The following is a 12085-nucleotide window of genomic DNA, read 5'->3' on the forward strand; positions in this document are numbered from 1 at the left end:
CGGCGATAAGGATCGGCGTCAGATCCGGTCTGGGGAGGAAGCGATTTTGCCTAACGCCCGGATTGTATCTCCGCTCTGCGGAGTTGCACTCTCCACGCTCTGCGTGGGACGGGGCGCCGCCGCCGAAATCCTGTTCAACATTCCGCCGCAACCCATGCCCTCCGCGCTGCGGGCCTTCGGGGTGCAGAGCGGCGCGCCCATTGTGTTCGCGTCGTCCGGCATCGGCGCGACGGTCTCGCCCGGCGTCGTCGGCGCCTATGAGCCGGATGTCGCCCTCGCCAAGGTGCTGGGCGATGCGCCCCTGACCTTCGTGGAGGCCGCGGGGGGCTTCACCGTCGTCAATCGCCTGCCGGCGAAACTGGCGCGTGCGCAGCTTCGCCTCGCCGTCCTGCCGGCCGCGCCGCCCAGGGACGACATTAGGGCGATCCTCGACGCCATCCCCATCGCGGTGGTTGTCGATGAAGTGGTGGTCTCGGCGACCCGGATATCCAACGGCTATCAGCAGCCGACGCCGGTGTTGACGCTCGGTCCGGACCTGATCGACCGGGAAGCCAAACCCGACATCGGCGACGCCATTCGCCAGATTCCCTACGTCGGCGGCGGCGCGCCGCAGACCGGCGCGGGGGCCGGCGTCATCTCCGGCGCGCCGGCCGGGCAAAGCACCCTGGCGCTGCGTGGGCTCGGCCTGCAGCGCACCCTGGTGCTGTTCGACGGGCAGCGGGTGGTCAACTCGAACATCACCGGCGGCGTGGATCTGAACACCATCCCCTCAAGCCTGGTGCGGCGCGTCGATGTGGTGACGGGCGGCGCCTCGGCCGCCTGGGGATCCGACGCCGTGGCCGGGGTCGTGAACCTGGTGATCAATCGAGGCTTCACCGGCCTGAAGGCCCATGTCGAGACCTCGGACAACGATGCGTCGCAGTACGCCACCACCAAGGCGGAGCTTTCCTGGGGGCGGCGGTTTCAGGGCGACCGCGGCCACATCATCCTCAGCGGCTCCTATACGGAGGCCCCGGACGCCGTTTATCTGAGCCAGGTCGATTGGCATCGGGGCGGCGTCTATCTCGTGCCCAATCCGCGCTACGTCGCCGGCGGCGGCGAGGCGAGGTTTGTCCACGTCAGCAATGCGGGCCTGTCGCAGGCGACGCCGGGCGGGTTGATCGTCTCCAACCCGGCTGGAACCACGCCGGGCAGCGCCAACATTCTGCGGGGCCTTCAGTTCACCGGCCCACGGGCGACGGTCTCGAACTACGACTTCGGGACCATCGCGGGCGTCCTGTCATACGGCGGCTCGGGGAATTTCTACACCAACGAGAACCCGTTCAACCTGATCGCGGTGCCGTATCGTTCCGAGACCTTGTTCGGCTACGCACGCTACGGTCTGACCGAGCGGCTGCAGGCCTCGCTGCAACTGAACTACGGCCGGTCGTTCGCCCAGAACTCGGCCCAGTCGGCGGCGAACTTCGGCAACCTGACCATTTCCGCCGACAACCCCTACATTCCCGCCGGCGTGCGCGCGCTGATGCAGCAGAACGGCATCGCCAGCTTCGTGATGGGCACGCTCAACACGAACAATGTCGATCTTCGTAACCTGTCGCCGGCCGCGACCTCGAAGTCGCTCGGCATCCCGGTGAACGACAACCATCGGTCGCTGATGCGCGGGGTGTTCACCCTGGAAGGCAAGCTGAGCGACAATTGGACCTGGAACGCCTACGCCCAGCGCTCCACGGTGAAAGTCGGGCTGCGGGTGATCAACAACACCCTCAATCCAAATCTGAGGGCCGCCCAGGACGCGGTGACGGTGACCGAGGCCAATCGGGGCGCGTCGGGCCTGGCGCTGGGATCGATCGTCTGCCGCTCGAGCCTGACCAGCCCAGGTAACGGCTGCAAGCCGATCAATCCGTTCGGCGAGGGCGTCGCCTCGCCGGAGGCCATCGCCTACATCAACTCCTATGGCGACATCGACCGCGAGGATATCCGTCTCAACCAGGATGTCATCGCCGCCTCGATGAACGGGCAGCTGCCCTGGTCGCTGCCGGCCGGGCCGGCGCCGATCGCCTTCGGCATCGAACATCGCAGGGAGTCGGGCTCGATCGTCGCGGACCCGCGCGCCAACGCCGCCCAGTGGTACTCGGCCAACTTCTCGAACTTCGCCGGCCGGTATCACGTCGAGGAAGGCTTCTTCGAAGTCGATCTGCCGTTGTTGAAAGACCGCTTCGTCAAGACGCTGAATGTGAACGCCGCCGGGCGCCTGACCGACTATTCGACCAGCGGCCTCGTCAAGACATGGAAGCTGGGCGCCAACAGCCAGGTCAACGAGGACCTGCGGCTGCGGGCCACGCTATCGACCGACATCCGCGCGCCGAACCTCTCGGAGCTGTTCGCCAGCCACCAGATCAACACCGTCGCCCTCATTGACCCGAAGACCGGCCAGCCGGTGACGGCCTTCACCGACCGGGGCGGCAACCCCGATCTCGTGCCGGAGATCGCCCGCACGGTGACCGCCGGCGTCGTGGTCTCCCCGCGGCGCATCAAGGGGCTCAGCTTCTCGGTGGACTGGTACTCGATCATGGTGAAGCGGGCGATCTCGACGCCCGGCGCCACCAATGTCGTTCTGCAATGCCAGGCCGGGATCCAGGTCTACTGCGATCAACTGGATTTCGACGGGCCGGGCGGGGCGCTGAGCACAGTCCGCACCATGCCGATCAATTCCGAGTTCCAGCAGGTGGAAGGGGTCGATGTGCAGATCGACTACCAGGCGCCGCTGTTCGGCGGCGCCATGGCCTGGCGGGCCGTCGGCAACTTCAACACCGAAAACGTTTCGACGACGCTTGGCGTGCGCTGCGACAGCGCCGGTGAGGTCGGGACGAACGACAATTGCAGCGGCGCGCCGAAATTCGCCGGCACGCTCTCGGCCACCTATGCCAGCGGGCCGTGGTCGGTGTCCGGCCAGGCGCGCTACACCGGCGCGTTCAAGCTCAACAACGCCTGGATCTCCGGCGTCGACGTCGACGACAACACCGTCCCGGCCAAGACCTTCATCGACCTGCGCGGCTCCTATCGCTGGACCGCCAACGTCCAGACCTATGCGGCCGTCGACAACGTGTTCGACACCGATCCCCTGGTGATCCCCGCCTTCTACAGCGTGGGCAATCCTTTCAGCGCCACCTTCGGGCGCGGCGACCTGCTCGGCCGTGTCGTCCGCATGGGGGTGCGTCTTGCCTACTGATCGCCGCCAACCTGCCGGCGACGCATCGCCGATCCGATTTCGATCCAAGGAGCCTCCAGTGAAGAAAGCCGTCTTCGGCCTGATCGCCGCCCTCAGCACCGCGGCCGCGCCCGTTGTCGTCTCCGCCCAGGCCGCCGCGCCGCGTCCGCTGCGACCGCTGAACCTGCCCAACCCCCGCGGCACCGACAGCGGCGCGGGCCCGGCCTGCGATCAACTGACCACCTATGGCGAGGCTCAACCGCCCGGCCCGCCGGCGGTTCCTTACGGCAGGGGCGCGCCGCCGCCCGGCCCCGCAGCGCCCTTGCCGGCCTTCGCCCAGGCGATCCCGGCGCGCGCCGACAGCACCCTGGGCGCCGCCGGCCTCGACGTGCGCGGCGTCACCATCCCCGATGCGCCGGTGCTGCCCTACAGGTTCGTGCCCGCCCCGCAGCCGCCGCAGGGCACGGCCGGCTTCGCCAACGTCAACGGCGTCGGCCTCCTGAAGGACGGTCGCCTCGTCGTGAACCAGCGTCTGCCGATGTACCAGGTGCTGGTCTACAGCGCCGACGGCAAGCTGCTGCGCAACCTCGATCCCAACCTGCAATCGCGCCCGCACGGCATGCGCATCGACCGCGACGACAACATCTGGATGACCGACCAGCAGTGCAACACGGTCACCAAGATCAACGTCAACGGCGACGTGCTGCTGCGCCTGGGCACCTCCGGCAAGGCCGGGACCTGGGACGAGGCCAAGGGTGACCGGCTGTTCAACCAGCCCACCGACATCGCCTTCGGCCCCAACGGCGACGTCTTCGTCTCCACCGGCCACGGCGGGCCGGACCCGCGCATAGTCCGCTTCGATCGCAACGGCAAGTTCATCACCACCTGGAGTCTGAAGCACGCGGACGGGACGCCGGCCCTGATCCACACCCTGGTGGTCAACGCCAAGGGCGAGGTCTACGCGGGCGACCGCGAGTCCAAAAATCTTCGGGTCTTCGATTCGAACGGCAAGTCGCTGCGCGACATCCCGATGAAGCAGCTGATCTGCGGCCTCTACATCGACGCCAAGAACCAGCTGTGGATGACCACCGGCATGGACGGCATGGTCCTGCGCCTCGACTGGGACGGCAAGGTGCTCGGCTATGTCGGCAAGTCCGGCTACGGATCCTACGAGTTCGGCGAGGCCCACTACATGACCATGTCGGCCGACGGCCGCACCATGTACGTCGGCGACACCGTCAACAACGACATCAAGAAACTGCAGCTGAACTGACGGGCCGCGGGATGTTCGCCACATCATCCGTCAGGGTCGACCCGCTCGCCGAAGCGGTGGGGCATCTGAACGCCGGGGTGGCGCAGGCGGCTGTGGCTTGCCTGCTTCCGCTCCTGCGGGCGACGCCGGATCATCCGGTCGCGCTGACTCTGATGGGTGTGGCGCTGCTGGAATGCGAACGGCCGGTCGAGGCGGAGGCCTCTCTGCGGCAGGCGTGGACGCTCGATCCCGGGCGGCCGGAAATCGCGGTTCCCCTGGCGCGGGCCCTGCGTTTCAACGGGTGGCCGAGCGAGGCGGCGGAGGCGTGCCGGGCGGCCTTGGCATTCGCGCCGGGCGACGAGCTTTTGCTGGAGATGCTGGCCGAGGCGGGGGCCGAAGCGCGCGCCGAAGCCGACAAGACGCGCGCTGTCGCCCTGCAGCGGGAGGGCCGGTTCGAGGAAGCCAGGGCCGCCCTGCGCTCGGCGGTGGCGGCCGCCCCGCTCGACATGGCGGCGCACCTTCAGCTCAACGAACTGCTCTATCGCCAGGGCCAGGACGCGGAGTTTCTGGCCTCTTACGATGAGGCGGCGGGACTGACCGGCGCGCCCCAACCGCTCGTCGCCAAGGGGCGGCTGCTGCTCAAGCGCGGCGACGCCGCCCGCGCCTTCGACGATTTCGGCAAGGCCTTGCTCCGCGCGCCCCGAGATCTCGACGCATTGTTGGGCCGGGCTCAGGCCCTGGAGGCCTTGGCGCGGGGCGAAGAGGCCCGACGCGCCTACGAACACGCGCTGGCCATCGCTCCGAACGACGCGGCGGTTCAGATCGACGGCGCGGGTTTCCTGCTGCGCACCGGGGAGGCGGATCGGGCGCTCGCCATGGCGCAGGCGGCCTCGCGATCGCGGCCGGATAGCCAGGAAGCGCTGGCCCTGCTGACGCTCTGTTACCGCGCTCTCGGCGATGCACGGGAGATGGCGCTGGCCGACCCGGACGCCGTCGTCGGCGTGTTCGACCTGAATCCCCCGGCCGGCTTCGCCGACATGGCGACGTTCAACCACGAGCTCGCAGGCTACCTCGCCGGCTTGCACGGCGATGTGCGCGAGCATTTCACCCAGACGCTGCGGGGCGGCACGCGGCTCTACGGCGGGGTGTTCGATCAGGGGCATGCGCTGGCCGACCGCCTGCGGCCGGTGATCGACGAGGCCATTGCCCGCTATATTCTCGGCTTCGACGCACGCACGCCCGCGCCGCTGCGTGAGCGCCGGTCCGATGGCTTCGCCTATGTGTCGTCCTGGTCGTCGCTGCTGGTGGGGCAGGGGCGCCACGTCAATCACATCCATCCCGAAGGCTGGATCAGCGCGGTCTATTACGTGGCCGTTCCGGATGTCTGCGGCGACGAGGCGGGGCGCCAGGGTTGGCTGACCTTCGGCGAACCTTCGGCCGAGTTCGACGCGCGGTTCGCGCCGCGCCGCCTGGTTCGGCCGCGCCCCGGCCGGCTGATCCTGTTTCCGTCATACCTCTGGCACGGCACGACCCCGTTCGTCGCCGATCAGTCGAGGATGACCATCGCTTTCGACATCGCGCCGAGCGCGATCTTAGCGGGGGCGCGCAATATGAAGCTTTAATTCGAGGCGGCCTCTTGAGGTGACGTGGAGCTGAAGCTGCGATCTATGAAGATCTCGCGCTGCAAATCGCGCGGGGGTCCTTGTTGTGCGCGCGATAGTATTCAGGCGTTACTTGAGTGTTGCCCCTAAGTGTTCGTTAGTCATCTCATTGGATGAAAGAGATTTGGCGTTAGTGATATTGTCGTTGTTGTAATCGGCAAAAATCCACCGCACAGTCATTATCAATAAGCCGGCCAGACAGACGATGATCTGACGGCATGGGAGGAGCTTATGGAAGCGACCAAGTCCGCTGACGTTCTGTCGGCGCAAAGCAACGCGGCTGCGCGTCACTCAGGAAAACTAGGAAAGCGCGCCTTGATGGGGCGCGGCGCGCTGTGGATGTTCGGCGTGGTCGTGACCGCCGGCGCGGCCCTGACGGGGGCTACAATGGCCGCCACGGTTCCCCCGACGCAGGGCCCCGCCACCGGCGGCGAGCCCGCCTGGCGCATGACCAAGAGCTATTCCAACCCACCGGGGCGCATGACAGTGGGCGCGGGCGGGGTGGTGACGATCACGCCGCCGGCGGCCAATGCGCCGCCGCCCCCGCCCAGGCCCGCGAGCGCGCTGCCGGCCGGCCGTTTCCCCGGCTGCATCAAGTCGCCGATCTGCGGTCGCGTCGGCGCGCTCGACCGCACCAGTGTCATGCACCTGACCTGGGATCAGACCCCCGGCTACACCTTCAGCTATCCGTTCCAGCTGCCGCCGGGGCCCGGCGGGGTCCCCGGGGTCGCGGTGGACAGCAAGGGCAATGTCTGGGCCTCGCAGCGCGCGCCGCGCGGCAGTTCGCAGCTCTTCAAGTTCGCGCCCGACGGCAAGCTGCTGATCAGCGTTTCGCCCGAGGTGACCGGCTACATCGAGAAGGCGCACGCCATCGCGACCGACGCCCAGGACAACATCTGGATTAGCGACGCCACCGGCGCGGTGGTGTTGCAGATCAGCCCGGACGGCAAGCTGCTGAAGACCTTCGGGACCCGCGGCAAGCGGGGCGACTGGGACGAGGCCAAGGGACAGCGCCTGCTGTGGCAGCCCGTCTCCATCGGCTTCGGGCCGCAGGGCGACATCTACATCGCCGAGGGCCACGGCAACGAAAGCCCCAACGACGTCGATTCAGACGATCCCGAGAACAACATCGGCGCCGCCCGGATTCTGCACTTCGACAAGGACGGCAAGTTCGTGAACCAGTGGTTCGGCAACGACCTGGGGCAGGGCAAGTTCGAGCAGACCCACGGGACGGCGGTGGATCCCAAGACCGGCGACGTGTGGATCGGCGACCGCGAGCAGTACCGCATCGTCATCTACTCGGGCGACGGCAAGTTCCTGCGCACCCTGCAGATGCGCAATCTGGTCTGCGCCATCGCCTTCGACAAGAACGGCGACCCGTGGATCTCGACCGGCATGGACGGCCAGCTGATCAAGATCACCCGCGACGGCAAGGTGATCGCCGCCGCCGGCGCCGGACAGGGCATCGACTCCGGCAAGTTCATCGAGGCCGGCTATCTCGGCTTCGACCGTAACGGCGTGGCCTATGTCGGGGACACCGGCATCGGCCGAGTGACCAAGATCACCCCGCCGCGCTGATTTCCTAAAACAAGCCGCCCGCCTGCAAAGGGCCTCGCACCTCGCGAGGCCCTACGGGAGAGCTGCGTCCAAAATCATAGATAAAACAAGCTTGAGGGAGGTAATTATGACCTTAAAAACTAGCAGCCTGAAGTTAGGCGTATCGTCATTGGCCCTGGCCGCGGCATGGCTCGCCGGACCCGCCGCCATGGCGCAGACCGCGCCGCCCGCCGCCGTCGAGGAGGTGGTGGTCACCGGCTCGAGCATCCGCGGCGCGCCTCCGGTCGGCTCGAACCTTGTCAGCGTCGGCCAGGCCGCGATCCAGTCGACGCCGGCCCAGTCGGTGCAGCAGATCCTGAAGTCGGTGCCGGCCGTCACGGGCCTCGGCTCGGCCGGGCAGGGGGCGTTCCAGTCGAACGACGCCTCGGGCACCAACGCCCCGACCATTCACGCGCTCGGCGGCAGCGCCTCGACCACGACCCTGATCCTGGTCGACGGCCATCGCATTCCGCTGACGGGCACCACCCACGCCCTGGGCGATCCCAACATGGTGCCGACCAACGCCATCGAGCGGGTCGAGGTGCTCGCTGACGGCGCTTCGTCGGTCTACGGCTCCGACGCCGTCGCCGGCGTCATCAACTTCATCACCCGCAGGCGCTTCGACGGCGTCGAGGCTTCGGCGCAGTATGGTTTCGCCGACGGCTACAAGACCCGGAACGCCAACATCCTGGCCGGCACGAGCTGGGACACCGGGTCGGTGTACATGGCCTACACCTATTCCAACCGGAGCAACCTCAGCGCCGGCGACCGCGACTTCACCCGGCGAGACCACCGCGCTCAGGGCGGTACGAACCAGGCGAGTTTCGCTTGCGCCCCAGCCAGCGTTCAGCCGACGGGCAGCAGCAGCATCTATCTGTTCCCCTATTCGTCGACGAACTTCGTCGGCAACGCCCAGGCCAACGCGCCGTGCGATTTCACCGGCCTCAGCGATCTGCTGCCCCGCGAGATCCGCCATAACGGCATGATCAAGTTCAGTCAGGAGATCGGCGACAAGCTGAACATCGACGTCGATGCGGTCTATTCGAACCGTCGCAACCGGACCCGCAACTCGCGCGGCGCGGTCACCGCCGTGATCTACGGCCCGAACAGCGGCCGCGGCTCGCAGATCAACCCGTTCTTCACGCCGATCCCCGGCAGCACCGCCACCTCGCAGACGGTCCGTTTCAACGCCGATGACCTGCTCGGCCCAGGCGCCTACACCGACGCCGGCGCGGAAGACTTCTATGTTCACGGAAAAGCCGAATATCGCCTCGGCGAGTCCGACAACTGGCGGCTGACCTTCAACGGCCTCGCCGGATGGGACAACTCGTTCAACGAGTCGGTCGGCGGCCTCTGCGGCAGTTGCGCCACCCTGGCCCTGAACGGCACGACCAACCAGGCCGGCAATCCGACGACGCCGTCGGTGCCGTCGAGCGGCTTGATTGTCACCCAGGGGCTGACCGCGGACAATGCGCTCGATCCTTACAATCTGAAGGCCAACAACCGCACCTCGGCCGCCCTGCTCAGCCAGCTGACGGACTCGGAGAGCAACATCAGCGCTCGCCAGACGATCCGGCAGGCCAGCCTGCAGATTTCCGGCGATATCTTCTCCCTGCCGGCCGGCGAGGTGAAAATCGCCTCCGGGATCGAGGGCGTGATCTATGGTCAGAAGACGCTGCATGTCGCCTCGCTGAACATTGGGCCGTCCTCGACCGGCTCGACTCGCCGCGCCTTCGACTACGGCGAGCGCAAGGTTCAGTCGGCCTTCGCCGAACTGCTGGTGCCGGTGGTCGGGCCGGAGATGGAAATCCCCGCCGTCCGCTCGCTGACCTTCAATATCTCCGGTCGCGTCGACAAATACAGCGACGTCGGGACGACCAAGAACCCGAAGGTCGCCGCCAACTGGGAGGTGTTTTCGGGCCTTAAGCTGCGGGCCAACTGGGCCAAGTCGTTCGTGGCCCCGCAGCCGACCAATCGCGGGATCAACGCCTTCGGCCTGACGGGGGAATCCGGCTTCTCCGGCACGACCTCGGCCAACATCGTGCTGCCGATCTCGCAGTTTCCGGCCGCCGCCCAGTTTCCCGGCTGCGCCCCGCCCGCCACGACCTGCACCATCGGCACCGCGGCCATCCCCGGCATCAACCTGACGGGCGGCGGCGGCGAGAGCCTGACGCCGCAACGAGGCAAGACCTGGTCGATCGGGGCGGACTACAATCCCGATTTCCTGCCCGGCCTCCGGCTCAGCATCACCAACTGGAACAACGAGATCCAGGGCGGCATCACGGCGCCGATCCCCTCGCTGGCGGTGGGCGCGAAGGAGCTGAACTCGCTGTTCACGCTGTTCCCCGGCGGCGCCACCCAGGCCCAGATCGCCGCCGCGACCGGCGGCTTCCCCCAGAACGGCACCCTGCCTGAGCAGGTGTTCTATGTGTACGACAACCGATCGAAGAACGTGCTCAGCCTCTATGTGTCGGGCATCGATCTGGACACGCAGTACAGCCGCGACACCGACTTTGGCCGGTTCACGGTCGGGAACTCGGTCACCTACCTCCGCAAGTTCGATCAGCAGGTCGGCAGCACCGCCAAGTTCAGCATCCTGAACAGCAGCGGCTTCAACTCCACCTTCCCGTCGATCAAGACGCAAGGACGGGTCAACTTGGGCTGGGAGTACGGCGGCGTGGAGGTGAACGCCTTCGTCAACTACGTCGGCAGCTTCCACAACTTCTCGGCCAACACCGTGAAGCCCCTGACCCGCGACGCCAACGGCAACCCCACCGGCGGCGGCGACAAGGTGAAGGGCATCGCCACGGTCGACCTGCATGTCGCCTACAACTTCTCCAACTTCCTGAAGAAGTCGCAGGTGTTCATCGACGCCACCAACCTGTTCGACAAGGATCCGCCGTTCTTCAACTCGGCCAACGGCTTCGACCAGTTCACCGGCAACCCGATCGGACGGGTGATCACGCTGGGGGTGAGAGGGGCCTTCTAGGCCGCGAGGCCGCGCCGCGCCGCCGGACCTCGGACCGGCGGCGCGGCTCACGGCGGCCAGGTTTGAAGAGGGACAATGGATGAGCAACACGGATCGATCGTCGCCGCTCCTGGCCCTCGCGGCGCTGGTTTGCGCCGGCGCGGGCCTGGCCACCCAGACGGCGTGGGCGGCGACCGCCGGCTCCGAGGTTTTCGGCGTCGCCAAGGACGGCCGGGCGGTGCAACTGGTCACGCTGCGCAACGCGGGGGGCATGGTCGTGCGGGTCTCCGCGCGGGGCGGGGCCATTGTGGAGCTCACCGTTCCCGATCGCGCCGGCAAGCCGGATAACGTGATCCTGCGGCAGGCCAACTTCGAGGCGTGGGAAAAGGCGAGCGGCTTCAACACCGTGGTGGGGCGTTACGCCGACCGCATCGACAAGGGCGCCTTCACCCTCGACGGCGTGCGCTACGCCCTCGATGGGCTCAACCCGAGAACCAATCTGGTGATCCACGGCGGGCCCGGCGGCTTCGGCAGCAAGCTTTGGACGGTCGCCACATTTCAGCGCGGCGGCGAGGCCGGCGTCACGCTGGATTACCTCAGCCCCGATGGAGAGAACGGCTATCCCGGCGCCCTCAATGTCCGGATGACCTACACCCTGACCGACGACAACGTCCTCAGGTTGGAATACTCGGCGACCACCGACAAGCCGACCGTCGTCAACCTGACCAACCACGCCTATTTCAACCTGGCGGGCGCGGGTTCCGGGCCGGTCTACGATCATCGCCTGCAGATCTTCGCTGACCGCTTCGCGCCGCAGGACAGCCGCCAGATTCCGACCGGTGAGCTGGCGTCCGTCGCCGACACGCCGTTCGACTTTCGCAACGAACGCCGGCTTGGCGACAGCATCTACGCGGTCCACCCCCAGCTTCAGTTGGCCAAGGGACTCGACACCAACTTCATCCTCACGCCGAAAGCCTCCGGCCTGACGCTCGCCGCCCGCCTCAGCGATCCGAAGAGCGGACGTCGCATGGACGTGCGCACCAACGAGACGACGCTGCGGGTCTACACGGCCAACAACCTGGATGGGACGACCATTGGCGGGGATGGCCGGATGCTCCGGCAGAGCGACGCCGTCTGCCTTGAGACGGAGCATCTGCCAGACAGTCCCAACCAGCCGGGCTTTCCGTCCACCACCCTGCGGCCGGGGCAGACCTACAGGACGACGACCGAATACGCCTTCTTCATCGATCGAGGAGGCGCGAACTGAGGCTTGGCGCCTCATAGCCGTCGGTAGGCGGCGCCCGAGCCCTTCAGCGACCTTCCCCTCACTGAGGTGGGCTCCCCGCCGTGGCCGACTCCCACCCGCGAAGCGTGGGAGAACTTGTCCTCCGGCCCCCCAG

At 67.2% G+C, this 12085-nt stretch carries 6 protein-coding genes; all 6 read left to right on the forward strand.

The features are described 5' to 3' along the window. The first annotated feature begins 103 nt into the window (after positions 1-103). The 6 genes from ACFLIT_RS13415 (at position 104) to ACFLIT_RS13440 (ending at position 11952) form a co-directional block, all read left to right on the forward strand. On the forward strand, positions 104-3229 hold the full coding sequence (locus tag ACFLIT_RS13415) for a TonB-dependent receptor domain-containing protein (RefSeq protein ID WP_479911752.1): 3126 nt from the start codon (positions 104-106) through the stop codon (positions 3227-3229). A 58-nt stretch (positions 3230-3287) separates the two neighbouring features. Next, on the forward strand, positions 3288-4481 hold the full coding sequence (locus ACFLIT_RS13420; protein ID WP_479911753.1) for an NHL repeat-containing protein: 1194 nt from the start codon (positions 3288-3290) through the stop codon (positions 4479-4481). Between the two features lie 11 nt (positions 4482-4492). Continuing rightward, a complete protein-coding gene (locus tag ACFLIT_RS13425; RefSeq protein ID WP_479911754.1) occupies positions 4493-6082 on the forward strand; it encodes a putative 2OG-Fe(II) oxygenase in 1590 nt (529 codons plus the stop codon). A gap of 357 nt (positions 6083-6439) precedes the next feature. Next, positions 6440-7699, forward strand: coding sequence for an NHL repeat-containing protein (locus ACFLIT_RS13430; protein WP_479911755.1), 1260 nt, complete (start codon positions 6440-6442; stop codon positions 7697-7699). Positions 7700-7805: 106 nt separating this feature from the next. Beyond that, positions 7806-10706, forward strand: coding sequence for a TonB-dependent receptor domain-containing protein (locus ACFLIT_RS13435; protein ID WP_479911756.1), 2901 nt, complete (start codon positions 7806-7808; stop codon positions 10704-10706). A gap of 79 nt (positions 10707-10785) precedes the next feature. Beyond that, positions 10786-11952: an aldose epimerase family protein gene (locus tag ACFLIT_RS13440; protein WP_479911757.1), complete on the forward strand. Its 1167-nt coding sequence runs from the start codon at positions 10786-10788 to the stop codon at positions 11950-11952. Positions 11953-12085 lie beyond the last annotated feature (133 nt).

This window comes from Caulobacter sp. HJHS_5 (genome assembly GCF_056683955.1).